This is a genomic window from Allobosea sp. Tri-44, from assembly GCF_004123845.1.
In the GTDB taxonomy this organism is placed as follows: domain Bacteria; phylum Pseudomonadota; class Alphaproteobacteria; order Rhizobiales; family Beijerinckiaceae; genus Allobosea.
This window is the reverse complement of the sequence record NZ_NBDP01000030.1, coordinates 64,967-88,501: the sequence shown is the minus strand read 5'-3', so window position 1 is coordinate 88,501 and position 23,535 is coordinate 64,967. Positions and strand designations below refer to the sequence as shown.

At 66.3% G+C, this 23,535-nt stretch carries 22 protein-coding genes and 1 tRNA gene; 18 read left to right on the top strand and 5 right to left on the bottom strand.

What is annotated here, in order from left to right; translation table 11 throughout:
* Positions 1-36: 36 nt before the first annotated feature.
* Positions 37-1,692 (top strand): citramalate synthase, encoded by a 1,656-nt coding sequence (gene cimA, locus B6S44_RS16815; RefSeq protein WP_129158040.1) that lies wholly within the window; start codon positions 37-39, stop codon positions 1,690-1,692.
* Between the two features lie 149 nt (positions 1,693-1,841).
* Here the strand turns inward: cimA and B6S44_RS16810 are convergent, their stop codons facing one another.
* Entirely contained in the window at positions 1,842-2,174 is a 333-nt protein-coding gene (locus B6S44_RS16810; RefSeq protein ID WP_129158039.1) for a hypothetical protein, read from the bottom strand.
* A 171-nt stretch (positions 2,175-2,345) separates the two neighbouring features.
* Here B6S44_RS16810 and B6S44_RS16805 point away from each other — a divergent pair, with 171 nt between their 5' ends.
* Both B6S44_RS16805 and B6S44_RS16800 read left to right on the top strand, forming a co-directional pair.
* A complete protein-coding gene (locus B6S44_RS16805) occupies positions 2,346-2,972 on the top strand; it encodes a nucleoside triphosphate hydrolase (protein ID WP_129158840.1) in 627 nt (208 codons plus the stop codon).
* Positions 2,973-3,208: 236 nt separating this feature from the next.
* Positions 3,209-5,119, top strand: a complete 1,911-nt coding sequence (locus tag B6S44_RS16800) for an ABCB family ABC transporter ATP-binding protein/permease (protein WP_129158038.1) — start codon at positions 3,209-3,211, stop codon at positions 5,117-5,119.
* Here the strand turns inward: B6S44_RS16800 and B6S44_RS16795 are convergent.
* A complete protein-coding gene (locus tag B6S44_RS16795; RefSeq protein WP_164985858.1) occupies positions 5,103-6,686 on the bottom strand; it encodes a winged helix-turn-helix domain-containing protein in 1,584 nt (527 codons plus the stop codon). The genes B6S44_RS16800 and B6S44_RS16795 overlap by 17 nt on opposite strands.
* A 164-nt stretch (positions 6,687-6,850) precedes the next feature.
* Here B6S44_RS16795 and B6S44_RS16790 point away from each other — a divergent pair, with 164 nt between their 5' ends.
* From B6S44_RS16790 to B6S44_RS16770, 5 genes are all read left to right on the top strand, one after another.
* Positions 6,851-7,801, top strand: a complete 951-nt coding sequence (locus tag B6S44_RS16790; RefSeq protein ID WP_129158036.1) for a Bug family tripartite tricarboxylate transporter substrate binding protein — start codon at positions 6,851-6,853, stop codon at positions 7,799-7,801.
* Between the two features lie 172 nt (positions 7,802-7,973).
* Positions 7,974-8,828 (top strand): AraC family transcriptional regulator, encoded by an 855-nt coding sequence (locus B6S44_RS16785; protein ID WP_129158035.1) that lies wholly within the window; start codon positions 7,974-7,976, stop codon positions 8,826-8,828.
* Complete coding sequence (locus B6S44_RS16780) at positions 8,825-9,478, top strand: class I SAM-dependent methyltransferase (RefSeq protein WP_129158034.1); 654 nt, start codon at positions 8,825-8,827, stop codon at positions 9,476-9,478. Before B6S44_RS16785 ends, B6S44_RS16780 begins: the two co-directional genes overlap by 4 nt.
* Entirely contained in the window at positions 9,475-10,365 is an 891-nt protein-coding gene (locus B6S44_RS16775) for a DMT family transporter (protein WP_129158033.1), read from the top strand. Before B6S44_RS16780 ends, B6S44_RS16775 begins: the two co-directional genes overlap by 4 nt.
* A gap of 81 nt (positions 10,366-10,446) precedes the next feature.
* Positions 10,447-10,950, top strand: coding sequence for a hypothetical protein (locus B6S44_RS16770; RefSeq protein ID WP_129158032.1), 504 nt, complete (start codon positions 10,447-10,449; stop codon positions 10,948-10,950).
* Between the two features lie 69 nt (positions 10,951-11,019).
* Here B6S44_RS16770 and B6S44_RS16765 read toward each other — a convergent pair whose 3' ends face one another.
* Positions 11,020-11,412 carry a hypothetical protein gene (locus B6S44_RS16765; RefSeq protein ID WP_129158031.1) on the bottom strand — a complete coding sequence of 131 codons (393 nt, stop codon included), beginning with the start codon at positions 11,410-11,412 and terminating at the stop codon, positions 11,020-11,022.
* A 248-nt stretch (positions 11,413-11,660) separates the two neighbouring features.
* Positions 11,661-12,665, bottom strand: a complete 1,005-nt coding sequence (locus tag B6S44_RS16760; RefSeq protein ID WP_465246120.1) for an SDR family oxidoreductase — start codon at positions 12,663-12,665, stop codon at positions 11,661-11,663.
* 143 nt (positions 12,666-12,808) lie between these two features.
* Here B6S44_RS16760 and B6S44_RS16755 point away from each other — a divergent pair, with 143 nt between their 5' ends.
* The 4 genes from B6S44_RS16755 to B6S44_RS16740 all read left to right on the top strand — a co-directional run bounded on the left by B6S44_RS16755 (position 12,809) and on the right by B6S44_RS16740 (position 17,768).
* Entirely contained in the window at positions 12,809-14,464 is a 1,656-nt protein-coding gene (locus tag B6S44_RS16755; RefSeq protein ID WP_129158029.1) for an FAD-binding dehydrogenase, read from the top strand.
* A gap of 49 nt (positions 14,465-14,513) precedes the next feature.
* On the top strand, positions 14,514-15,473 hold the full coding sequence (locus B6S44_RS16750) for an aminoglycoside phosphotransferase family protein (RefSeq protein ID WP_129158028.1): 960 nt from the start codon (positions 14,514-14,516) through the stop codon (positions 15,471-15,473).
* Between the two features lie 525 nt (positions 15,474-15,998).
* Complete coding sequence (locus tag B6S44_RS16745; protein WP_282568194.1) at positions 15,999-16,745, top strand: phosphatidylserine decarboxylase; 747 nt, start codon at positions 15,999-16,001, stop codon at positions 16,743-16,745.
* 165 nt (positions 16,746-16,910) lie between these two features.
* Complete coding sequence (locus B6S44_RS16740) at positions 16,911-17,768, top strand: CDP-alcohol phosphatidyltransferase family protein (protein ID WP_129158026.1); 858 nt, start codon at positions 16,911-16,913, stop codon at positions 17,766-17,768.
* Here the strand turns inward: B6S44_RS16740 and B6S44_RS16735 are convergent.
* Positions 17,765-18,142 carry a hypothetical protein gene (locus B6S44_RS16735; protein WP_129158025.1) on the bottom strand — a complete coding sequence of 126 codons (378 nt, stop codon included), beginning with the start codon at positions 18,140-18,142 and terminating at the stop codon, positions 17,765-17,767. The two genes, B6S44_RS16740 and B6S44_RS16735, sit on opposite strands and share 4 nt — an antisense overlap.
* Before the next feature lie 281 nt (positions 18,143-18,423).
* Between B6S44_RS16735 and B6S44_RS16730 the strand changes: the two genes are divergently transcribed.
* The 6 genes from B6S44_RS16730 to B6S44_RS16705 all read left to right on the top strand — a co-directional run bounded on the left by B6S44_RS16730 (position 18,424) and on the right by B6S44_RS16705 (position 23,525).
* Positions 18,424-19,074 (top strand): Maf-like protein, encoded by a 651-nt coding sequence (locus tag B6S44_RS16730; protein ID WP_129158024.1) that lies wholly within the window; start codon positions 18,424-18,426, stop codon positions 19,072-19,074.
* A 22-nt stretch (positions 19,075-19,096) separates the two neighbouring features.
* Positions 19,097-20,524, top strand: coding sequence for an L-lactate permease (locus B6S44_RS16725; RefSeq protein WP_129158023.1), 1,428 nt, complete (start codon positions 19,097-19,099; stop codon positions 20,522-20,524).
* A 125-nt stretch (positions 20,525-20,649) separates the two neighbouring features.
* Positions 20,650-21,474 (top strand): SDR family NAD(P)-dependent oxidoreductase, encoded by an 825-nt coding sequence (locus tag B6S44_RS16720; protein ID WP_129158022.1) that lies wholly within the window; start codon positions 20,650-20,652, stop codon positions 21,472-21,474.
* Complete coding sequence (yacG, locus tag B6S44_RS16715; RefSeq protein WP_129158021.1) at positions 21,464-21,673, top strand: DNA gyrase inhibitor YacG; 210 nt, start codon at positions 21,464-21,466, stop codon at positions 21,671-21,673. The genes B6S44_RS16720 and yacG overlap by 11 nt, the downstream gene beginning before the upstream one ends.
* 563 nt (positions 21,674-22,236) lie before the next feature.
* Positions 22,237-22,312 (top strand) — tRNA-Phe (locus tag B6S44_RS16710).
* Between the two features lie 403 nt (positions 22,313-22,715).
* The gene (locus B6S44_RS16705) at positions 22,716-23,525 is read left to right on the top strand and encodes a CHAP domain-containing protein (RefSeq protein ID WP_129158020.1); all 810 of its coding nucleotides are present in this window, start codon (positions 22,716-22,718) and stop codon (positions 23,523-23,525) included.
* The last annotated feature ends 10 nt before the right edge of the window (positions 23,526-23,535 follow it).

Here is a 23,535-nt window from a genome sequence, read left to right as displayed (position 1 = left end):
GCCGAAGGTGTTGCGCTACCGGTTGCGAGTGAGGCGATGAGCGTCGCGGCACATGCCACGCTGGCCGAGGCTGCGCCGCGCAAAGGCGGCGAAGCGACGCTCGCCCGCATCCACCTCTTCGACACGACGCTGCGCGACGGCGCCCAGACCACGGGCGTCGATTTCTCGCTCGACGACAAGCGCGCGGTCGCAGCGATGCTCGACAAGCTCGGCATCGACTATGTCGAGGGCGGCTACCCCGGCGCCAACCCGCTCGACACCGCCTTCTTCGCGCAGAAGCCGACGAAGCGGGCGAAGTTCGCCGCCTTCGGCATGACCAAGCGGGCAGGGCGCTCGGCCTCGAACGATCCCGGCATCGCCGCACTGCTCGACGCCAAGGCTGACGCGATCGTCTTCGTCGCCAAGAGCTGGGACTATCATGTCCATGTCGCGCTCGAGATCTCGCTCGAGGACAATCTCGACGGCATCCGCGACAGCGTTGCCACCGCCAAGGCGGCCGGCCGCGAGGTCATGCTCGATTGCGAGCACTTCTTCGACGGCTACAAGGCCAATCCCGATTATGCGCTTGCCTGCGCCCGCGCCGCCTATGAGGCCGGTGCGCGCTGGGTCGTGCTCTGCGACACCAATGGCGGCACGCTGCCGGATGAGATCAGTGGGACTGTCGCCGAGGTGGCCAAGGTCGTGCCGGGCGAGAATCTCGGCATCCACGCCCATGACGATTGCGGCTGTGCCGTCGCCAACTCGCTCGCCGCGGTCGAGGCGGGCGTGCGCCAGATCCAGGGCACGCTCAACGGGCTCGGCGAGCGCTGCGGTAACGCCAATCTCGTCACGCTGATCGGCGCGCTGAAACTGAAGGAGCGCTATAATCGCCGCTTCACGCTCGGGGTCGGCGAGGCCGAGCTCGGCGAGCTCACCCATGTCTCGCGGGCGCTCGACGAGATGCTGAACCGGGCGCCGAACCGGCACGCGCCCTTCGTCGGAGCCTCCGCCTTCGCCACCAAGGCCGGCATCCATGCCTCCGCCGTGCTGAAGGATCCGCGCACCTACGAGCATGTCGCGCCCGATCTGGTCGGCAATGTCCGCAAGGTGCTGGTCTCCGACCAGGGCGGCAAATCGAACCTCGTCGCCGAGCTGGAACGCATCGGCGTCACCATCGGCCGCGATGATCCAAGGCTCTCGCGTGTGCTGGAGGAGCTGAAGGAGAAAGAGGCGCAGGGTTACGCCTTCGAGGGGGCGGATGCCTCGTTCTATCTGCTCGCCAAGCGCATCCTGGGCGAGTTGCCGGCCTATTTCGAGATCGAGCGCTTCACCGCCAATGTCGAGCGCCGCTACAATGCGTTGGGCGAGCTCGTCACTTTCTCGGAGGCGATCGTCAAGGTGAAGGTCGGTGAGGAATCGCTGATCTCGGTCGCCGAAAGCGCGCTCGGCCCGGTCAATGCGCTCGACCTTGCCTTGCGCAAGGATCTCGGCCGCTACCAGTCGCTGATCGGCGGCCTCAGGCTGGTGGACTACAAGGTCCGCGTCTTCCAGGGCGGCACCGATGCGGTCACCCGCGTGCTGATCGAATCCGCCGATGAGACCGGCGAGCGCTGGACCACCGTCGGCGTCAGCGCCAACATCATCGACGCCTCGTTCCAGGCGCTGGTCGACTCGATCACCTACAAGCTGATGCGCGAGGGCGCGACGGCATGAAGTCGTCCTTCTCCCCTCGGGGGAGAAGGTCCCGGCAGGGGGATGAGGGCGGGTCGACCGGGTGAGCCGGTTACCCGCTCGCCCTTCCTTCCCTCATCCGTCAGCGCTTCGCGCTGCCACCTTCTCCCCCGAGGGGAGAAGGAAAAGTCTCACTCCGTCAGGCGCAGCGACTTCTCCTTGCAGAGGTCGATGCCGTCATTGTCGCTTTCGCTCTCGTCGCTGAACTTGCCGAGGACGTAGTAGCTGCAGCCGGCCGGCTTGTTCAGCTTGAGCGACACGCTCTTGCCGGGCGCCAGCGGCTTGGCGAGCTTGGCGACGAGCCGGGCCTGCTCACCGGTTGTGGTGATCTCCAGCGTCTGCAGTGGCACGGTGCGGCCATTGGTGATCTTGACCTGCGCCGGTGGGCGGGACTGCGCCAGAGCCGGCAGGGTCGTCAGCAGCGCGAGCGCGCAGGCGGCCGGAAGGATGCGTCGAAGCGTCATGGGCGTCTTCTCCAAGGCTCAGCCTTTAAAGGCTTTAGTCCAGTCTGACATCGCAGTTGCGACGAGAACAAGGCCTGATCGGTCCCGCTTCATGGCGGCAGCGCCCGGTTGCAGGCGCCGCGGGCGTCGTCGATCCTGCGTCGGGACAGTGGAGATTCTGGGCCTTTGACCATGCAAACCGCGGAGGACATCGCCGCCAGGATCGTCGAGCAAGCGCGCGGTCTGAGCCGCATCGTCGTCGCGCTGGCGGGCCCTGCGGGAGCCGGCAAGTCGACGCTGAGCGAGCAACTGCTCGCGGCGCTGCCGGCCGGCGAGGCGGCGCTGGTGCCGATGGACGGCTTCCATTTCGACAATGCCGTGCTGGACGCGATGGGCCTGCGCAACCGCAAGGGCGCGCCCGAGACCTTCGACTGCGCCGGGCTCGTGGCGACGCTGCGGCGCATCCGTTCGGGCGAGGAGGCTGTGGCAGTGCCGGTCTTCGATCGCGAAGCCGATCTATCCCGCGCTGGCGCGGCGATCGTCCCCGCCGATGCCCGCTTCGTGCTGGTCGAGGGCAATTATCTCCTGCTCGACCGGCCGCCCTGGACCGAGATCTTGCCGCTCTTCGATCTGACCATCTTCATCGAGGTGGCGATCGCCGAGCTGGACCGCCGGCTGCTCGCCCGCTGGACCGACCTCGGCCGCAGCGAGGAGGCCGCACGCGCCTGGGTCGAGGGCAACGACCTGCCCAATGCGCGATTGGTGATCGAAAGCAGCCGGCAGGCGGACATTGTTTGGGAGAATGCACGGGCGGGCTGAGCTTCAGCCTCATCCTTTGCAAGAAGGCCTCGTCATTCCGGACAAGCGCCGAAGGCGCGCAGCTCCGGAATCCATCGAAGGGCACTGGAGCTCTACGATGGATTCCGGCGCTCCGCTTCGCTGCGGCCGGAATGACGGATAGGGAGAGGCAAGGCGTTTCCGCAATTTCCTTCTCCTGCCCCCTGCATTCCCCAGAGAATCCACCTATATCGGCGGTTCCATTTGGAAGCATTTCAATGTCCTCGCCTGCCACGCCGGTCTCGGCGCCTCTAGCGCGCCCCACCGTGCTCCAGCCCGGCTCCGGCTTCATCGCCACATTCCAGGCGCTCTGGCCCTATCTCTGGCCGCCGGAGCGGGCCGATCTGCGCCAGCGCGTCGTCGCCGCCTTCGTGCTGCTGGTGATCGGCCGCCTCGTGCTGATGGGCGTACCTTTCGCGTTCAAATGGGCGACCGACGCGCTCGCCAACAACCCGACGACGCTGTCGAACTGGCTGCCCTTTCTGGTCGGCGCGCCGCTGGCGCTGACGGTGATTTACGGTTTTGCCCGCGTCGGCTCGGCCGCCTTCGTACAGTTGCGCGACGCGATCTTCGCTCCGGTCTTCATGCATGCGGTCAGGACGCTGGCGCTGCAGACCTTCGGCCATCTCCACCATCTCTCGCTGCGCTTTCATCTTGAGCGCAAGACCGGCGGTTTGACGCGCGTGCTCGAGCGTGGCCGCAACGGCATCGAGGAGATGGTCCGCCTCGGCCTCAACCAGCTCGTGCCGGTGATCATCGAGGTCACCCTGATCATCAGCGTGCTGCTCTGGCTGTTCGACTGGCGCTATGTCGTCGTGCTGGTGACGATGGTGGTCGGCTACATGGCCTACACCATCAAGGCCACCGAATGGCGCATCGCCATCCGGGCCCAGATGAACGAGTCCGACACCGACGCCAACGCCAAGGCGATCGACTCGCTGCTCAACTACGAGACCGTGAAGTATTTCGGCGCCGAGGCGCGCGAGACGGCGCGCTACGACGTCTCGATGGCGCGCTATGAGCGCAACTCGATCAAGGCCTACACCTCGCTCGCCTGGCTCAATTTCGGCCAGGCCGCGATCTTCGCAGCGGGGCTGACCATCTCGATGGTGATGTGCGTGCGCGGCTTCCAGGCCGGCACCAACACGGTCGGCGATTTCGTGCTGATCAACGCCATGCTGATCCAGCTCTACATCCCCCTGAATTTCATGGGCACCGTCTATCGCGAGATCAAGCAGGCGACGCTGGACATCGAGCAGATGTTCCAGCTGATCGGCCGCGATCCCGAAATCCAGGACAAGCCGGGTGCTCCCGCTCTCGACGTCCGCGCCGGCACCGTCACCTTCGAGGACGTCCACTTCGCCTATGTGCCGGAGCGGCCAATCCTGCGCGGCATCTCGTTCGAGGTGCCCGCCGGCAAGACTATCGCGATCGTCGGCCCGTCGGGCGCCGGCAAGTCGACGATCTCGCGCCTGCTCTTCCGCTTCTACGAGCCGCAAGCCGGGCGCATCCTGATCGACGGACAGGACATTGCCGAAATCCAGCAGGTCTCCCTGCGCTCGGCGATCGGCATGGTCCCTCAGGACACGGTGCTGTTCAACGACACCATCGAATACAATCTGCGCTATGGCCGGCCCGAGGCGACGCAAGCCGAGATCGAGGACGCCGCCCGGCTCGCCCAGATCGACCGCTTCATCAAGTCGCTGCCGGAAGGCTACCAGACCTCGGTCGGCGAGCGCGGCTTGAAGCTTTCCGGCGGTGAAAAGCAGCGCGTCGCCATCGCCCGCACCATCCTGAAAGGGCCGCCGGTGCTGGTGCTCGACGAGGCGACCTCGGCGCTCGATTCCTTCACCGAGAAAGAGATCCAGGACGCGCTCGACCGGGTCAGCGAGGGCCGCACCACGCTGGTGATCGCGCACCGGCTCTCCACCGTGGTCAACGCCGACGAGATCATCGTTCTCGACAAGGGCTTGATCGTCGAGCGCGGCCATCACCGCGAATTGCTCGCCGCCGACGGCGTCTACGCCGCGCTCTGGAACCGCCAGCGCCAGGTCGACGAGGCCAAGGCGACGCTGCAGCGGGCGACGCAGGAAGAGGGGCAGAGCGTCAGGGTCAGCCTGACGCAGTGACGTCGGCAGCGCCGCCGTCCGGCAGGCCGGCGGCTGCAAGATCGGCCAGATAGGCAGATCGCAGCGGCGCAAAGTGCAGCGCCGGCAGGTTCTCGGCGATGTCGGCGAGATTGCCAAAGGTCGGCGAGGCGCTGAGCGCCCTGGCATATTGGGCGGCCAGGGCGTTCTTGCCGAGGCGTCTGGCCGCGATCGCGCCCGCGACATAGCAGGTGGGGAAATGTGGATTGGCGGCGATGCCCTGCTCGGCCTGCGCCAGAGCGGTCTCGTCCTCGTCGAGCACGATCGCCGCCCAGGCCACGATCCAGTGCCAGATCGCGCGCAGGGGCTCATAGGGGCTGAGCGCGAAGGCGCGGGCGCAGAGCGCGGCCGCCTCCTGCGGAAAGCCCTGCATCGTGCGGACGAGCCCGAGCAGGGCATGGGCCGGCGCATAGGACGCGTTGAGCCCGATGCAATGGCGCAGCGCCGCCTCCGCCCGGTTGAGATCGCCGGCGAGAAGGGTCGCCAGCGCCAGCGTGTAGTAGGGGTCCGGGTTGCGCGGGGCGAGGTCGATGGCGCGCTGGGCGTGTTCGAGGGCGGCCGTCAGCAGCACGGCGCGCTCTTGCGGACGCCAGCCATATTGCGCGGCGCGCCATTCGCAGAAGGCGAGCGCATTGAGGCCGATGGCCGAATCGGGATCGAGTGCCAGCGCTTCCTCCGCCCAGCGCCAGGCGCGCTCGTTGCTCTCCGGCGTCTGCGGGCGGCAATAGAGCTCGACCCAGGCGCGCATCGCGGCCTCGATCGCGCGGAGATCGCGACCGCCCTCGACCGGCGGGCCACGCGTGGCGCCTTCCGCCAGTTCGAGCAGCAGGCGCCGCGCTGCCCGCGCCATGGTGAGCCGGCCGCTGTTCGCCCAGTCGGCCAGCGCGAAGGCGGTCTCCTCGGCCACGACCTGTCGACCGCCGTTGCCGTCGATTAATCTGAGGCTGACACGCAGCTCTTCCGCCGCCAGCAGCAGCCGTCCCTCGACAACGAAGCCGACGCCAAGGTCGCGCGCCACCAGCAGCGGATCGACCGGCCGGCCGGCGAAGGTCAGCATCGTGCCGCGCGCGATGGCGACGATCGCCGGGTGGCGCGAGACCTCGTCGATCAGGTCGTCGAGCAGGACTTCGGCGAGGAACCCGTGGCTTTCCGGCAAGTTCGGCGCGCCGAAGGGCAGGATCGCGACCGAACGCGGGCCGAGGCGCGCCACGCCCGGAGCCGGGCGGCGCTGTTCCTCTTTCGCGCGTTCGACCGGCGCGACCAGTCGGTAGCCGCGACGCGATACCGTCGTGATGAAGACCTGGGTCGCCTTGTCGGCGCCGAGCACCCGGCGCAGGTCGCCGACCGCCTGATAGAGCGAGTTCGAGGTCACGGTCAGGTTCGGCCAGACCTGATCGAGCAGAGCCTCGCTGGTGACGAGCCGTCCCGGCTCGCGCGCCAGAGCGAGGAGGACGCGCATTGCCCGTGGCTCAAGCTTGACCGCCTCGCCGTCGAGCGAAACCTCATCGAGCTGCGGCTCGACGCGCCAGCCGCCGATGCGGAACGGCATGTCGCCTCCTTCGGGCGATCGTGGTTCACCTTCAATTTCGCTCATCGCACAGGCTCCGCGGCGACTGCGGATAGCAAACCATCAGAAAACCTTCAGTTCAACGACAGGACAGCAGCCGCTCGGGCGACGCATGATCGGCGTCATCGGCGAGGCAGGAGGGCGCGATGCTGACGCGACGTGGAATACTGGCGGGATTGGCCGGGCTCGGCCTCGCTCCGGCGCGGCCGCTCAGGGCGGCGGATCGGCCGCCGCTGCGGCTGATCGTACCCTTTGCCGCCGGCTCCGCCCCGGATCTCGTGGCGCGGCTGCTGGCGGAGCGCTGGGAGCGGCCTGCGATCGTCGTCAACATGCCCGGTGCCGGCGGCAATATCGGCGTCGACCATGTCGCCAAGGCAGAGAAGGACGGCCATACGCTGGTGCTCGCTGGCGATGCCGCGATCACCGTCAATCCCGCCATCTATGAAGCGATGCCGTTCGATCCGCAGCGTGACCTCGCGCCGATTTCCCAGATCGTCGTGACGCCGAACCTGCTCGTGGTCGCCGCCGGCTCGCCCATCCGCTCCGTCGCCGACGTCGTCGCCCTGGCCAAATCGGAGCCCGGCAAGCTGACCTACGCCTCGGCCGGCGCCGGCACCTCCTCGCACCGCGCCGGCGAGATGCTGAAGCGGACAGAGGGCATCGACATTGCCCATGTTCCCTATCGCAACAGCCCGTTGCCGGATGTGCTGAACGGCAATATCGGTTTCTTCTTCGCCAATGTCGCGACCGCCCTGCCGCTGGTGCGAGAGGGCAAGCTGCGGGCGCTTGCGGCGAGTTCGCGCCAGCGGCTGGCCGTTGCACCCGAAATCCCGACCATGATCGAACTCGGCTATGAGGGTTTCGAGGCCGTCGCCTGGTTCGGGCTGCTCGCCCCGGCCGGCACGCCGGCAGGGATGATCCTCGGTCTTCATGCCGAGCTCGCCGTGATCGGCTCGGAAACAGGCGTTAGGAGCCGGCTGTTCGCGATCGGCGCCGAGCCGATCTTCAGCGCGCCCGAGGCCTTCGCCGCGCTGATCGCAGCCGAAACTCCGAAATGGGCGCTGCTGATGAAGCGAACGGGAGTCAAGGTCCAGTAGAGCGGTGGAGCCGGCAGGGGGCCGGCTACCCTCGTCGGGCGCATTTGCCGGAGTGTGGCGCCGTGGAAGGGTCGTTCAGGACACTGTGCAATGCCGCAGGTCGTGGACGAACGATCAAGCGACCGGCCAAATCGGGTGATATGCACGGGGCTCTCGCAGGAGGAGCCGGGGCATGTCGCTTGCCGACAAGGCGCTTTGGGTGATCGAGCGCAATTCGGGCCGGGAGCTGACGCTCGGCTCGATCGCGGCAGCCTGCAACGTCTCACGCTCGCATCTGGCCAATGCCTTCGGCACGGCGAGCGGCTGGCCGGTGATGGCCTATCTCCGGGCGCGGCGATTGAGCGAGGCGGCCAAGCGCCTGGCTGCCGGTGCCCCCGACATCCTCTCGGTCGCGCTCGAATTCGGCTATGGCTCGCACGAGGCCTTCACCCGCGCCTTTCGCGAGCAGTTCGGCGCCACGCCGGAGGAGGTCCGCAACAGCGGTAGCCTGGGCAGGCTCGAGCTCGTCGCTCCGTTGCGACTGACGAATGGCCGCGCCCGGACACCGATCCCGAGCTTGCGGGAGCTGCGTCGTTTGCGCCTCGTCGGCCTGTCCGCGCCATGCTCCTTTGAATCGGCGATCGGGATACCGGCGCAATGGCAGGCGTTCATGTGCGACCATTATGCCGACATCGCCGACAAGGCCCCGGGGATACCGATCGGCGTCTGCCGCGCGCCGGACGAAGATGGCTGCTTCGAATATATGTGCGCCACCGAGGTCCGCTCGGTCTCCTCGCCCCGCAAGCCGCTCGCCGCTCTGGACATTGAATCGGGGACCTGCGCGGTCTTCGACCATCGCGACCATGTCTCGACGATCTACGACACCTATACGGCGATCTGGAACGAGGCGCTGCCTGCCGCAGGCCTCAACGCGGCGAACGGTCCCGTCCTCGAATTCCACAATGATGCCTTCGACCCGGGGACAGGGCTCGGCGGCCTGACGATCTGGATACCCCTGGAGCGCAGTGGAAATGGGAGCACGACATGACAGCGTCGGACATAGCCAGGGGGAGCGGAAAGGCTAACCGCTCGGCTTCCAATACATCGACCCTCGTCGGCTATGAGGGCTGCGCCGACGACTACGCGCAAACGACAGCTCCGAAGCTGGAGGCGGATGATCAGCCAGCGCTGGTCGAGCTGCTGAAAGCCATTGAACCGGGCAGCTGCCTGCTCGAGATCGGCTCCGGCCCGGGCTGGGATGCCGACTGGCTGGAAGAACGGGCTCTCTTTGTCAGGCGCACCGACGGTGCGGAGTCTTTCGTGCAGTTCCAGGCCTCGCGCGGCCGCCGGGCCGAGCGCCTCGACGTGATCAGCGATCCGCTCGGCGGTCCTTATGACGGGGTCTTGGCGCTGCACGTGCTCCAGCACGTCGAACGCGAGCTCCTGCCCTCGGTCTTCGCCAGGATCGCCGAGGCAATCCGCGACGATGGTGTCTTCCTGCTCGCGCTCCGGGAGGGGGAGGGTGAGAGCGTCGAAATCGGCTCGACGGGGAGCGAGTATTACGTCGCCCTGTGGCCGCGCGCTGAGATCATCGCCGCCCTGGCCGTGCTCGGCCTCGGATTGCTCTGGTCGCACTCCTTTGATGGTCGCGAGGGTCGCTGGCTGACCGCGTTGTTCAGGAAGGACATGTCGGAATGAGCCGGAAGGCCTTGCTGCTCTTCCTCGCCCTCGGTGTGATCTGGGGCGTGCCCTATCTGCTGATCAAGGTCGCACTCGTCGATTATCACCCGATCATCGTCGCCTTCGGCCGCGCCGCCATCGGAGCGCTGGTGCTGTTGCCGTTCGCCTTGCGCGGCAATGGCATCATGGCCGGTTTCCGCAAGCCGGGCTGGCTGATCCTGTTCACGCTCGCCGAGATCAGCGGTCCCTGGTTCCTGATCGGCTTCGCCGAGACGCGGGTCACGAGCTCGCTCGCCGGCCTGATCATCGCGCTGACGCCGATCATCGCGGCGATCCTGGGCGTCGTGCTCTCGCGCGAGCGGCTCGGGGCAGGCCGGCTCGTTGGTCTCGGCCTTGGCCTGGCCGGCGTCGTCGCGCTGCTCGGCTTCGACGAGCAGCCGGTGGAGCTCTGGCCGGTGCTGGCCCTGGGCGCGAGCGCGCTCGGCTATGCGGTGGGGCCGATCATCGTGGCGCGCAGGCTCGCAGATGCCGACGATGGCGCGGTGGTCGTCGCTTCGCTCATCGTCGCTTCCGTCCTCTATTTGCCCTTCGTCCCGGCCTATTGGCCGGCGCACTTTGCGTTGAACGCATCCCTAGCCGTGATCGCTTTGGCTGTCTTCTGCACGGCTCTGGCCTTCCAGATGCTCTTTGCGCTCATTGCCGAGGTCGGCGCGTCGCGCGCGACGGTCATCGCCTATCTCAATCCGGCCGTAGCGGTGTTGCTCGGGGTCACGATGCTCGGTGAGCCGTTCTCCCTTGCCTTGCTGGCGGGCTTCGCACTAATCGTCGCCGGCTCTTATTTCTCCACAGCCCGGCGGCCAGAGCGCTCGGCGGGCGCAGCACCGGTCATCGAGCCTTCCAGTTGAGAAAGCGTCCACAAAGCCCTCGCCAGAATGGCCCCGGATTTGCCAGTATGGCGCACTGCATTTGAAGCGGGGGGCTTCATCATGTTCGTTCTCGACCCGACCACGCTGGTCGGCTTCCACACCTGGCTGAGCATCGTCGCCATCGTCGCGGGAATCCCGATGACGGCGGCGCTGCTGAAGGGCCATCTCAGCCAGCGCTGGAACGGCGTCTATCTGTCGACCTCGGCCGCGACCGATATCACCGGCTACGTCTTTCCGTTCAGCGGCGTGCTGCCGTCGCATATCGTCGGGGCGATCTCGCTCGTGCTGCTGGCGATCGCTGCATTGGCTCTGTACGGCAAGGGGCTGCAGGGAGCATGGCGCCGAACCTACGCGATCACGGCGGTGCTTTCATTTTACCTGCTGATCTTCGTGCTGATCGCGCAGCTCTTCCTCAAGGTGACGGTGCTGCACAATATGGCGCCGACGCAGAGCGAGCCACCTTTCGCCATCGCCCAGGGCATCGTGCTCGCGATCTTCCTCGCCTTGACGGTGCTGGCGACGAGGCGCTTCGGCAACGGGGTGTCGCTAGCCCGGCACGCTTGAAGAAGACGGCAAAAAAAGGGGCGGCCCGAAGGCCGCCCAGTTCTCGCCATGTCGTTCTTTGCCGACGCGTCAGCTGCGATCGACGTCGACGATCTCGCCGCGTGCGTTGATTTCGACACGCAACTCGTCGCCGCGCCTGTCGGAGCCGTCGATCACCCAGACATTGCCGGTCCAGCGGGCCTGGTCGATCTCGGCGACGCCGTTACGGCGCGCGATCCTGATTGCCTCACGCTGCGAAATCATCTCATAGCGCGCGCCGTCATGCCCGCCCTGGTCATAGCCCCGGCGGACATCGTCCGGCTTGTAGGTGCCGCCACGATAAGGCGCGTTGTCGTTGCTCGTAGGCCCGCGCTCATATTTCGGAATGCTGTTTTCCGGCCGCAGATCGACGCCCTGCGCCATAGCCGCGGCCGATGACAGCGCAAGCGCACCGGCCAGCAGTCCAATCTTCAGCGGTTTCATCGTCATCCTCCAGGGTTGATGATGTGTCCTGTAGAAAGAACTGCCGGGGGAGCCAGGCGTTCCCAAGTCTTTCGTGACCATTCTGCGGCAAATCTTTAATCCGGCTCCTAGCCTAGAACCGGACTCGTCATTGCGAGCGCAGCGAAGCAATCCAGTGGGACTTGCCGCAGTGCCTGCCGCCCCTGGATTGCTTCGTCGCTGCGCTCCTCGCAATGACATATGTTTGGTTCAGCCAGGTCGAACTTTCTTTAGCCATGCCCGCCGATGATCGGCAGGATCTCGCCGCTGATGTAGCTGGAGCAATGCGACGAGGCGAGGAAGACGTAGGCTGGCGCGATCTCCTCGGGCTGGGCCGGCCGCTTCATCGGCACCTTCGAGCCGAATTCGGCGACTGCTTCCGCCGGCCGGTCCGACGGGTTGAGCGGCGTCCAGACCGGGCCGGGCGCGACTGCATTGACCCTGATCCCGCGCGGCAGCAGATGCGCCGCGAGCGAGCGGGTGAAGGCATGGATGCCGCCCTTGGTCGTGGCGTAGTCGATCAGCTCCTTGCTGCCTTCCAGCCCGACGACCGAACCGGTGTTGACGATCGCGCTGCCCTTGCCGAGATGCGGCAGCGCCGCCTGCGTCAGGTGGAAATAGCCGTGCAGGTTGGTGCGGATCGTCGTGTCGAAATGCTCCTCGGTGAGATCCTCGAAGCGCGGCGAATGCACCTGGAAGGCGGCGTTGTTGACGAGGATGTCGAGCCCGCCCAGCACCTTCACCGTCTTCGCGACGGCATCTCGGCAGAAGCTTGAGTCGCGGATGTCGCCGGAGATGGCGAGGCCCCGGCGCCCTTCCTTCTCGATCGCGGCGAGCGTTTCCTTCGCATCCACGTCCTCACCGAGATGCAGGATCGCGACATCGGCACCTTCGCGCGCGAACAGCACCGCGACGGCGCGGCCGATGCCGGAATCGCCGCCGCTGATCAGCGCGACCTTGTCCTGGAGCTTGCCCGAGCCCTTGTAGTAGGGCGCGTCATACATCGGTGCCGGATCGAGCGCGGCTTCCGAGCCGGGTTTCGCCTGGTGCTGCGGCTTGAACGGCGGCACCGGATAAAGCCGTGCGCCGGCCTGCACCGCGCCATCCTTCTTCTTCTGCGGCCGGGCATCGGCGCGGGCGATGTCCTTCTGGATGCGGCGCTGCTGCTTGGCCGCGGCCTTCACCGATTTCGGCAGCTTGTCGTCTTTTCGTTTCGTCGCGGTCCTGGCCATCATCGCCTCCTTGCGCGCTTAACCCGTTGCTTTGCGCAACGTGTCGCTCCCGCCCCGGTTCCGCCGCCGGCTGGACACCGCCCTTGCGGTCCGGCGATTTCTCGGCAAGCTCAACCGCAACGGGAATCCGGCGGCGGGGAGGATGCATGGGGCTCGATGCGGATGTGGTCATCGTCGGCGCGGGCCTTGCCGGGCTCGTCGCCGCTGCCGAGCTGGCCGATGCCGGCCGCAAGGTCATCATCGTCGAGCAGGAGCCGCGGGCATCGCTCGGCGGCCAGGCGCACTGGTCCTTCGGCGGACTCTTCCTGATCGACTCACCCGAGCAGCGCCGCCTGCGGATCAGGGATTCGCTCGCTTTGGCGCGCCAGGACTGGTTCGGCTCGGCCGGATTCGACCGTGATGAAGATTATTGGCCGAGGCAGTGGGCCGACGCCTATCTCGATTTCGCCGCAGGCGAGAAGCGCAGCTGGCTGCAACGGCAGGGCATGCGCTGGTTCCCGGTCGTCGGCTGGGCCGAGCGCGGCGGCTATCTCGCCACAGGCCATGGCAATTCCGTGCCGCGCTTCCACGTTACCTGGGGCACCGGGCCGGGTGTGCTCGAGCCCTTCCTGCGCCGCGTCGCGGAGGCGAAGAAGAAGGGGCTGATCGCGCTGCGCTTCCGCCACCGCGTCACCGGCCTGACCCGCAGCGGCGGAACCGTCGACGGTGTCGAGGGCGAGGTGCTGGAAGAGAGTCCCATCGAACGCGGGCAGGCGAGCTCGCGCACCGTGGCCGGCAGCTTCGCGATCAAGGCTCAGGCGGTGATCGTTGCTTCCGGCGGCATCGGCGGCAATCACGACCTCGTCCGCCGCAACTGGCCGCAGCGCCTGGGCGAGCCGCCGAAGCATATGCTCTCCGGCGTGCCGGCCCATGTCGACGGCGCCATGCTCGCTGTCGCGGAGGCGGCTGGCGGCCGGCTGATCAATGGCGACCGGATGTGGCATTATGTCGAGGGCATCGCCAACTGGGCGCCGGTCTGGCCGGCGCATGCGATCCGCATCCTGCCCGGCCCGTCCTCGCTCTGGTTCGACGCGCGCGGCAATCGCCTGCCGGTGCCGCTCTTTCCCGGCTTCGACACGCTCGGCACGCTCGAATATCTGCGCAGGACCGGCTTCGACCATTCCTGGTTCGTCACCAGTCGCAGCATCGTCGCCAAGGAGTTCGCGCTCTCGGGCTCCGAGCAGAACCCCGACCTCACCGGCAAGAGCTGGCGCCAGGTGATCCAGCGCGCCCGCGCCGGCATGCCGGCGCCGGTCCAGGCCTTTCTGGACAAGGGCGAGGACTTCATCGTCGAGACCGACTTCTCCCGGCTGGTCGCCCGAATGAACGAGCTAGGCGGCGCCGGATTGATCGATGAGGCGCATCTCCGCGCGCAGATAGAGGCGCGCGACCGCGACGCCGACAATCCCTATGGCAAGGACCTGCAGGTCACGGCTTTGCGCGGCGCCCGCGCCTATCTCGGCGACCGGCTGATCCGCACGGCCAAACCCCATCGCATCCTCGACCCAAAGCATGGTCCGCTCGTCGCGGTCCGGCTCAACATCCTGACGCGCAAGTCGCTGGGCGGGCTGATGACCGATCTCTCGGCGCGCGTACTCGGGCAGAGGGGAGAGCCGGTGCCGGGGCTCTATGCGGTTGGCGAGGCCGCAGGCTTCGGCGGCGGCGGCCTGCACGGCTACCGCGCGCTGGAGGGCACCTTCCTCGGCGGCTGCATCTTCTCGGGACGGGTCGCGGGCAGGGCGGCGGCGAAGGCGGTGGGGTAACTCCTTCTACTCCAAGAACAGGACGGGAAACTGATCGCTGCCGGCAAACATGACTAAACTTCCCATCATTTCAGATAAGCAAGCCTTCGCGAACTGGCGCGCGCAGCCAGAAAACTGGCGCGTCCATGTCAGCGACATCGCCAAATCAGAGAATATCTCGGCGGACACGCTCGCGCCTTATCAGGCCGGAACGAACCTGGTTGTCGATCTGAACGGCAGCTTGGTGCTGAAGCTCTTTCCGCCTCTCCACAGGGGCCAGTTTGTTTCCGAGCGCACTACCCTTCGCCTGCTGGGTGGAAAGCTCTCGGTTCCCATTCCTCAGATTGTCGCGGAAGGGAATCGCGACGGCTGGTCCTACCTCATCATGACCCGCCTGCACGGCATTCTCGGATCGGTGGCTTGGCCAACCCTGGCTGAATCTCAAAAGGAGCGTGTGCTCAGACAGATCGGCCGGGCGATAGCGGAAGTGCAATCGGTAGCGCCCGGCGAACTTTCGACGATCGAGCCCACCTGGCCGAATTTCATCACCAAACAGGTTGCGGGCTGTATCGAGCGCCACCGTCGACAGGGCCTTGCGTCAAGCCTCCTATCCGACCTCGAAGAACTCCTTCAAGACGCATCCACGACCGTGCCGCTGTACGAGCCGCCCGTGATCCTGACTGGCGAGTGGATACCGGAGAACTTCCTTCTCGCCGAAGAGCTGGGACAGTGGCGCCTCGCGGCTCTGATCGACTTTGGCGACGTGATGACCGGCTGGCGCGAGTACGATCTCCTCGGTCCGAGCGCCTTCATGTGCGCGGGTCTACCCAATCGCGTCCGCAGTCTCCTCGACGGGTATGGTCTGGAGCCAAAGATGTTGGACTCGGAAATGAGACGAAGGCTGCTGACACTCATGATTTTGCATCGTGCCAGCGATTTGCGGCACATCTACATCGATGGGTGGGAAGCGCGGATCAGCAAACTGGCTGATCTTGAGACTGTTATCTGGCCTGTCGAGGCAAGCTGCTGAGAAATCTGGTTTCTATGAGGGCATTCGTGCTCGCAGCGAAGTTGGCCAGCGGTCGACACACTGCCGTCGAGCACGCGCCAAAATCCCCGCCGGCTCCCGCCGCGAGGGGTTTAAAATGCAAGCGCAATCCCAAGGGGTGCGCGGGGTCCGGATGCGGCAGCCTTCGCCGCTGTGTCGAATGTCGATGTCGAGATGTCGAAGCGGCTTGAACACGCCGCTCCCGAACCCCGCGCGCGGTTCTCAAGGTGCCTCGCCGTGCCTTCAGGTCGGGCAAGACCTGGCTTCGCCCGGCGCGGCCCCTCCGCCATTCCAGCCCGCGACGGCTGTTCAAGACGGACACCGCTCTCCCGCCCGGCCGCACGATGCCTCGCGACAGCCCCCTTGGTCGGACGGGACGAGGTGAGAATAATCGCGTTTTTGAAGCCGGGGATTGATTGCCCGTTTATCCCCGCACCTCTTTCGCAAAAGCCCGCAAAAGCTTAAACAGCTTCGCCGTCATGCGGCCTCAACCCCGCCGTGAAGGCGCTGCCAGATGCGCGCGCCGCGCCAACAAGAGCAACAGGACTAACGCCCATGTCTCTCGTCGACTCCGTCCGCCGGACGATCGTGCCGATCCACAAGGAAGGCTATGTCTTCATCGCCATCGGCGTGGTGGCGACGCTGGTGCTCGGCCAGCTCTGGGGACCCTTCGGCTGGATCGGCACGCTGATCACGCTGTGGATCTGCTATTTCTTCCGCGATCCGGTGCGCATCGTGCCGCAGCGCGAGGGGCTGGTGATCTCGCCCGCCGACGGCCGCATCAGCCAGATCGCCACCGCCGTGCCGCCGCCGGAGCTCGAACTGCCGGCCGAACCGATGACGCGCATCTCGGTGTTCATGAACGTCTTCGACTGCCATGTGAACCGCAGCCCGGTCGCCGGCCGCCTGCTCAAGATGGCCTATACGCCCGGCCTCTTCCTCAATGCCGAGCTCGACAAGGCGAGCGAGGACAATGAGCGCAACGCGCTGGCGATCGAGACGCCGGCCGGCACCATCGCGGTCGTCCAGATCGCCGGGCTGATCGCGCGCCGCATCGTGCCCTTCGTCAAGGAGGGCGACCCGCTCGGGCAGGGCGAGCGCTTCGGCCTGATCCGCTTCGGCTCGCGCGTCGACGTCTACCTGCCGCAGGGCGTCACCCCGCTGGTCGGCGAGGGCCAGACCGCGATCGCCGGCGAGACCGTGCTGGCCGATTTCTCGGGCAACGACATCAGCCGGGCGTTCCGGGGGATCTGAGGCAAGGCCGTCATTCTCGGGCGGAGCGAAGCGCAGGCCCGAGAATCTCGTGACAAGGAGGCAATGCCTCACTGGTCCTGAGATGCTCGGGTCAAGCCCGAGCATGACGCTATGCACTTCGCCCCACGCTAGCCTCCCGCCCCAAAACCACGTATTCCGGCTGGTATGAGCGACCTCTTTCCTCCTTTCGAGCCTGAACGCGTCGAATCGAAGCGCGCCCGCTTCAAGGCGATCCCGTTCCGGCTGATCGCGCCCAATGTCGTGACGCTGATCGCCCTTTGCCTCGGCCTGACCGCAATGCGGCTCGCGGTCGACGGAAAATTCGAATCGGCGACGATCTGCATTCTCGTCGCGGCCCTGCTCGATGGCATCGACGGGCGCCTCGCGCGCCTGCTCAAGGGCACCTCGCGGTTCGGCGCCGAGCTCGATTCGCTCTCGGATTTCGTCTGTTTCGGCGTTGCCACCGGTTTCGTGCTCTGGACCTTCGTCCTGCACGATCTGCGTTCCTTCGGCTGGATCATCGTGCTGACGCTGGCCTGCGCCATGGCGCTCAGGCTGGCGCGCTTCAACGTGATGATCGACGATCCGAACCGGCCGGAATGGCAGAAGAACTTCTTCGTCGGCATGCCGGCGCCGGCCGGCGCGATCACTGCGATGCTGCCGTTCTATCTGGAGTTCGTCGGCCTGCCGGTGAAGGATTATGGCGCGCCGTTCGTCGGCCTCTACATCCTGTTCATCGCCTTCCTGACGATCTCGCGCATCCCCTGCTATGCCGGAAAGACGCTCGGCACCCGCGTTCCACGCGACCAGGTGCTGCCGATCTTCGTCGCAGTCGTCGTCGTCGCCGGCCTGCTTGTCGCCTACCCCTTCGAGATGCTGGCGCTGGTCGTCGTCGCCTATCTCGCGCTGATCCCGGTCAGCGTCGCGCGCTACCGCAAGCTGGAGCGCGACTACGCCATTGCGGCCGCGTTGCCGACAGTCGCCGAACCAGTAATTGAGCCGAGTTCCGAGCTGAAGGCCTAGCGCCGCTTCGACAGCCGGCTGGCATTGGCGCGGGTGCGCCGCGAGAACGGCTCCAGCGTGCTGTGGACGGCCTTGGCCGTCGCTTCGCCGAGCCCGTTCGGGGTCAGCGGGTTGAACGCCATGCTCCACCAGAACAGTGTCGCGGCATGGCCGATGGCGAAGCTGCTCTCCGCCATGGCGGCGGCCTTCTCGACCACCGCCTTGCTCGCTTCGCGCTGGCCCCTGGCGTCGCCGAGCGCGCCCTTGGCCAGGATGGGCATCCGCATGGCGATGGTGAGCCCGGCATCGACTTGCATCGCCATCATCTGGGCGAGGACGCTTTGCGCGTCCGCCGCCAGCGCGACGGTCGAGGCAGATCCAGTTCGTGACGCCATGGCGAAAGCTCTCCGGTGACGAGAAGGGGGCCGCATAGGCCGAGCCTTGCGGGTCGCCGCCACGCCCGCTTGTCCCATGTGGCAAGCTAAACCGTTTAGTGCAATCCGGGACAATGCATGGCGACGCTCAAATTCTACGCATTGCACAGGAGATGCAGCCATCCCATGCGCGAGGGGCAAAGCGACTGGGGGGCCGGCTCCCTAGGAGAGGGCTTGGGATATTCCGCAACTGGCTCTAAAGCCTTGCGGGAAACCGTCCGGGACGCGCAGCGAGCCGACACTTGAATCTCTTCAGCTCCCAGAAACCGCCGGGCTGGCGGCCGAAACTGGTCCTGGCCTCGGCCTCGCCGCGCCGCCTGGCCCTGCTCGAACAGGTCGGCCTCAAGCCCGACGCGTTGCTGCCGTCGGATCTCGACGAGAGCCCGCTCAAGAGCGAGCGTCCGCGCGATCTCGCCCGCCGGCTCGCCCACGCGAAGGCGCAGGCCGGGCTCGCCGGGCTGAAAGCCCGCCCCGATCTCGAAGGCGCCTATATCCTCGCCGCCGACACCGTCGTCGCGGTCGGCCGGCGCATCCTGCCCAAGGCCGAGATCGTCGACGAGGCGGCCGCCTGCCTGCGCCTGCTCTCCGGCCGGGCGCACCGCGTCTATACCGGCGTCGCGCTGGCGACGCCGTCGGGCACGATCCGCGAGCGCATCGTCGAGACGCGGCTGCGCTTCAAGCGGCTCTCCAACGAGGATATCGAGAACTACCTCGCCTCGGGCGAGTGGCGCGGCAAGGCCGGCGCCTATGCCATCCAGGGCATCGCCGGCTCCTTCGTCGTCAAGCTCGTCGGTTCCTATACCGGCGTGGTCGGCCTGCCGCTCTACGAGACGGTCAACCTGCTCGGCGGCGAGGGCTTCCCGATCCGCCTCGGCTGGCTGAATGTCGGCTGAGCCGACTTAAAGCCAGACGACCATGGTCCTGATCTGGCTCTCGCCGCTCATCCTCTTCCTCGGGCTGATCCTCTCCGGACGTTCGGCGCTGACCGCCGGAGCGCTCGGCACGATCTGCGCCGCGCTCGTCGCTTTCCTCGCGGGCCCGGCCCATCCGGATGCGGCTGCGATCGCCCGGCATTTCGCCGCCGGCGCCTGGATCGGCCTGCCGGCGACGCTGGTCATCGTTGCCGGGCTCGCCTTCTCGCTCAGCCTCGAGCGGGCGCAGGCCGATGCCGACCCGGCTCGCCCCGAGCATGGCGCGCTGGCCGAGGCCTGCCTGCTGCGCGGGCCGTTCCTTGAAACCGCGACCGGCTTCGGCGTCGGCTATGTCGTCGCCGTCTCGGGCGCCCGCCGGCTCGGGGTCGACAAGGCGCCGGCGCTGGCGCTCGCCACCTTCAGCCAGATCCTGGTGCCCTGGGGCGCGCTCGGCATTGGCACCAGGATCAGTGCCGACATCGCCTCCGTCTCGCTCACCGCGCTGATCTGGCGGATCGCGCTGGTGACGGCGCTGCTCGGCGCGGTGCTGCTGCCTTTGTTCTGGCGCCTGTCGCGCCAGGCCGGGCTGCCGCCGGCGCTCGCCGACCGCCTTGAATGGGCCGGCCTCATCGGATTGCTGATGGCCCTGCTGGTCGCCGCCAATCTCACTTTGCCACTGGAGCTTGCCGCGATCGCGGCGCTGGCGCCGGTGATGCTGCTGCGCTTCCTGCGGGTCAGGGGCTGGGCCGGGCTCGACCGGGCGCTGCTGGTGCGGCTTGCGCCCTATATCGCGCTGGTCGTCGCGCTCGCGCTGATGCGGCTGGTGCCGGCGATCCATGACCGGCTGGAGACCCCGTCCTTCAAGCCTTTCGCCGACGCCTCGGCTTTCGCGCCGCTGCTCTCGCCGGCCCTCCCGCTCATCGCCATCGCGCTCGTCGTCGTTTTGCACCGGGGCGGGGCAAGGCAGGCGACGGCGTTAATGAGATTGACCCTGCAGCGCTCGGGACGCGCGGCGCTATTGACCTTCCTGCTCGTCGGCATGGCCTGGATCATGGTCGGCTCCGGCCTCGCCGGCGGCATCGGGCTTGCCGTCAGCGGCGTGCTCGGCTCCTGGTCGGCCGGGATCGTCCCGGTCGCCGGCGCGCTCGGCGGCTATCTCACCGGCTCCAATACCGGCGCGGGTGCCGTCTCGATGCCGCTCGCGACCGCGCTCGTCCCGGCCGGCGAGGCGAGGCTCGCGGTGATCGCCGCCGCGGTCGTTGCCGGCAGCCTGCTCACCGCGGTCAGCCCGGTCCGCGTCACCATGGGCCAGGTCCTGATCAAGGCGACGACGGCCGAAACCGGGCAGGCGATGCGCGCGCTCTGGCCCTGGTTCGCGCTGGTCGCAGGGTTCACCATTGCCATCGCGCTGATAGCCGCACAGCTCGCCTGAGGCCGGGCGCCGGGGCGCATGCCGGCTTGCATGCCATGCGCTTGCTCCGGCCGCTGCGAGTGCCGATGCTGTCGCCATCACGAAGGCGCTGGCATCAGATGGCGCGCAGGGCAGGGAATGCTGGAATGGCTGGACGTCTTCAAGGCAAGGTCGCGATCGTCGCGGGCGCGGGCTCGATCGGCCCGGGCTGGGGCAATGGCAAGGCGACTGCGACCGTGTTCGCCCGCGAAGGCGCCAAAGTCGTCTGCGCCGACCGCAATCTTGAAGCCGCGCAGGAGACCGCCAGCATCATCAAGGGCGAGGGCGGCGAGGCCTTCGCGATCCGCACCGACGTCACCAGCCCGGACGATCTCGGCGCGCTCGTCGAGGCGACGCTCAAGGCTTACGGCCGCATCGATGTGCTCGACAACAATGTCGGCATCGCCGAGGTCGGCAGCGTCGTCGACCTGCCGCTCGAAACCTGGGAGCGTGTCTTCAAGGTCAACCTGACCGGCTGCTTCCTGGCGATGAAGCACGTCATCCCGGTGATGCAGCGCCAGTTCGCCGAAAGCGGGCAGGGCGGCTCGATCATCAACATCTCCTCGATCGCCTCGATCCGCCACACCGGCGTGCCCTATGCCAGCTATGGCGCCAGCAAGGCGGCGATGAACCAGCTCACCCGCACCACCGCGGCGCAATACGCGCCGCAGAAGATCCGGGTGAACGCCGTGCTGCCGGGGCTGATGAAGACGCCGATGGTCGAGCATTCTGCCGGGCTCGCCCAGTCCTATGGCAAGGGCGACGTCGCGGCGATGTGGGCGGCGCGCGACCGGCAGGTTCCGATGGGCCATATGGGCGAGGCCTGGGATGTCGCCTGGGCAGCGCTCTTTCTCGCCAGCGACGAAGCGCGCTATGTCACCGGCATCGAGCTTCCAGTCGATGGCGGAGTGACCTTGCAATATGGCGCCTGAACAACCCGAGAATCCTGCCCCTCCTGCGCGGCCCTGCCCGATCTGCGGCAAGCCGGCCGTGCAGCGCTTCAAGCCGTTCTGCTCGGGCCGCTGCTCCGACATCGATCTCGGCCGCTGGCTCAAGGGCAATTACGTGATTCCGGGCGAGCCGGTGGAAGAGGCCGAGGAAGTGCCGATGCGGCGGGGTGAGGACGACTGAGGTCCTTCGGGATCGCTGCAAAACCGTCATTGCGAGGAGCAAAGCGACGAAGCAATCCAGGGGGACTGGCCGCACTGCCGCCCCTGGATTGCTTCGCTCCGCTCGCAATGACGGATAGCCCAGACATGGAAAGGCCCGGCACCTCCCTCTCGGGAGGACGCCGGGCCGTTCACTGACCGCCGCGCGACGGGTCAGGTACTTTCCGTTGGGCTCATCGCCCTAAAATTCCGCCTGCCGCACGATCGAGCCACCGGTACATAAGCGGCTTGCTCCAGATCGGCGGTAGGCACGGCGCCGTCACCGGCGCCGCCGCATCAACCCGGCCGCGACGCTTTGGTTCCAGGGTTTGTTCATGCCGGAAGGCGGGCCAAGCCCGCGGCTTGTCGGATTGGCGGCTGCATCCGCTTTGGCGCCGCGAAACGGCCGTGCAGCTCGCTGTTTTGACGCCTGCGCAGCCCCGGACGAAAATTTCAGGCGGGCCGGATCGTTTGTCGGCTGGACAGCCCGTGCCCATGCATCTATATCGCCTCCCACCAACCGAAGCGCAGCGCGCTTCGCGGGACGCCCAGGTAGCTCAGTTGGTAGAGCATGCGACTGAAAATCGCAGTGTCGCTGGTTCGATTCCAGCCCTGGGCACCATCTCTTTCGAATTCTTCAATATTACCAGCTATTTGCGCTGAGTTTGCGAAGCCGAAGCTCCGCCTTTGGCCACGGCGACTTTTGGATCGTCCGCTGAGCTGGAGCTGCCTATACGACTGCCTCGGCGCAGCGCTGGACCTCGTTGTCGTGCGACCTGTGATTGACTTGATTTCGTGCGCGCCGCCCCCGGCTTCGGCCAAGCGGCGAGCCGCAGCTTTCTGCATGCCATCTGCGATGAAGCGCTTGGGAAGGGCTTTGGACAATCGGGCTGATCTGAAAGCCGCTTGCGGTTCATCGGCGCGGTCAGCTCGTCATCAATGGCCTTGTGCGATGGTTTGACGTAAAGTAGCCTATCGTAGGTTGAGTGCGATCCAAAAATTTATCGTGGTAAGGGGAGGAGATAATGATCTCACGCCGCCTTGTTGCCAAATCAAGTTGGCTCTTACCAATGATTTTAGCTTCCGGAAATCGGGTTTTCGCACAATCATCTTCAATTGAGCCTCCACCGGTCCAATTTCCGGCAGGCCTCAGAGTTCCAACAGTTGAAGAATATGCAGAAGAGCTCGATCAGGTAACTGGCAAAGAGAGCCCTTACAGGCAAGAGGTCGAGCGCGGCAAAAAATTGCTTGAAGATATTCCTAAAGGCGCCACTCCCTATGCCACTGCGGACCGCTTTCGTCAGTGGCGTGAAGGCAAGGTCGGCGAAACGGATGAAGAGCGCCGTCTATATTCTTACTATGCGCGCGAGTGGCCCGTTAGGGGAAACCCAGTCATTATGGGCTTTTTCGATGCGACAGGCTTCCGGAAGCCAGCAGGCGACACGACTTACTGGTGCGCTGCGTTCGTCTCGTGGATCATCGAGCGGTCGCGCATCGGCAAGGGCGACGCGAGCCGGATCTGGCCGTATCAGACTGGCGCAGCATCGTCAGCCTATCGTTCTCACTTCAACAAAATCTCCGATGAAGGAACGGTTCGCCGAGGCGATCTAGCCGTGTTTCAAAACAAGGCCGAGAGTTGGGCGGGCCATGTCGGCTTTGTCCATGATGTCGATCTTGATCAAAATGGTAAGGCGCGCGCCATCTGGGTGCTAGGCGGAAATCAAGGAGCACAGAACGACTACAACGGCGGCGAGGTCAACATTTCCAAGTTCAATAGATCGTCCTCCCGCCTCGAATTCAATTCGTTCAGGACACACGAGATTCTCCACGGTTGAGGAGAGCGAT

Bases quoted from the DNA above. Each gene is read 5' to 3' on its own strand.
- cimA (WP_129158040.1), top strand. From the start codon at position 37: ATGAGCGTCGCGGCACATGCCACGCTGGCCGAGGCTGCGCCGCGCAAA.
- B6S44_RS16810 (WP_129158039.1), bottom strand. From the start codon at position 2,174: ATGACGCTTCGACGCATCCTTCCGGCCGCCTGCGCGCTCGCGCTGCTG.
- B6S44_RS16805 (WP_129158840.1), top strand. From the start codon at position 2,346: ATGCAAACCGCGGAGGACATCGCCGCCAGGATCGTCGAGCAAGCGCGC.
- B6S44_RS16800 (WP_129158038.1), top strand. From the start codon at position 3,209: ATGTCCTCGCCTGCCACGCCGGTCTCGGCGCCTCTAGCGCGCCCCACC.
- B6S44_RS16795 (WP_164985858.1), bottom strand. From the start codon at position 6,686: ATGCCGTTCCGCATCGGCGGCTGGCGCGTCGAGCCGCAGCTCGATGAG.
- B6S44_RS16790 (WP_129158036.1), top strand. From the start codon at position 6,851: ATGCTGACGCGACGTGGAATACTGGCGGGATTGGCCGGGCTCGGCCTC.
- B6S44_RS16785 (WP_129158035.1), top strand. From the start codon at position 7,974: ATGTCGCTTGCCGACAAGGCGCTTTGGGTGATCGAGCGCAATTCGGGC.
- B6S44_RS16780 (WP_129158034.1), top strand. From the start codon at position 8,825: ATGACAGCGTCGGACATAGCCAGGGGGAGCGGAAAGGCTAACCGCTCG.
- B6S44_RS16775 (WP_129158033.1), top strand. From the start codon at position 9,475: ATGAGCCGGAAGGCCTTGCTGCTCTTCCTCGCCCTCGGTGTGATCTGG.
- B6S44_RS16770 (WP_129158032.1), top strand. From the start codon at position 10,447: ATGTTCGTTCTCGACCCGACCACGCTGGTCGGCTTCCACACCTGGCTG.
- B6S44_RS16765 (WP_129158031.1), bottom strand. From the start codon at position 11,412: ATGAAACCGCTGAAGATTGGACTGCTGGCCGGTGCGCTTGCGCTGTCA.
- B6S44_RS16760 (WP_465246120.1), bottom strand. From the start codon at position 12,665: ATGATGGCCAGGACCGCGACGAAACGAAAAGACGACAAGCTGCCGAAA.
- B6S44_RS16755 (WP_129158029.1), top strand. From the start codon at position 12,809: ATGGGGCTCGATGCGGATGTGGTCATCGTCGGCGCGGGCCTTGCCGGG.
- B6S44_RS16750 (WP_129158028.1), top strand. From the start codon at position 14,514: ATGACTAAACTTCCCATCATTTCAGATAAGCAAGCCTTCGCGAACTGG.
- B6S44_RS16740 (WP_129158026.1), top strand. From the start codon at position 16,911: ATGAGCGACCTCTTTCCTCCTTTCGAGCCTGAACGCGTCGAATCGAAG.
- B6S44_RS16735 (WP_129158025.1), bottom strand. From the start codon at position 18,142: ATGGCGTCACGAACTGGATCTGCCTCGACCGTCGCGCTGGCGGCGGAC.
- B6S44_RS16725 (WP_129158023.1), top strand. From the start codon at position 19,097: ATGGTCCTGATCTGGCTCTCGCCGCTCATCCTCTTCCTCGGGCTGATC.
- B6S44_RS16720 (WP_129158022.1), top strand. From the start codon at position 20,650: ATGGCTGGACGTCTTCAAGGCAAGGTCGCGATCGTCGCGGGCGCGGGC.
- yacG (WP_129158021.1), top strand. From the start codon at position 21,464: ATGGCGCCTGAACAACCCGAGAATCCTGCCCCTCCTGCGCGGCCCTGC.
- B6S44_RS16705 (WP_129158020.1), top strand. From the start codon at position 22,716: ATGATCTCACGCCGCCTTGTTGCCAAATCAAGTTGGCTCTTACCAATG.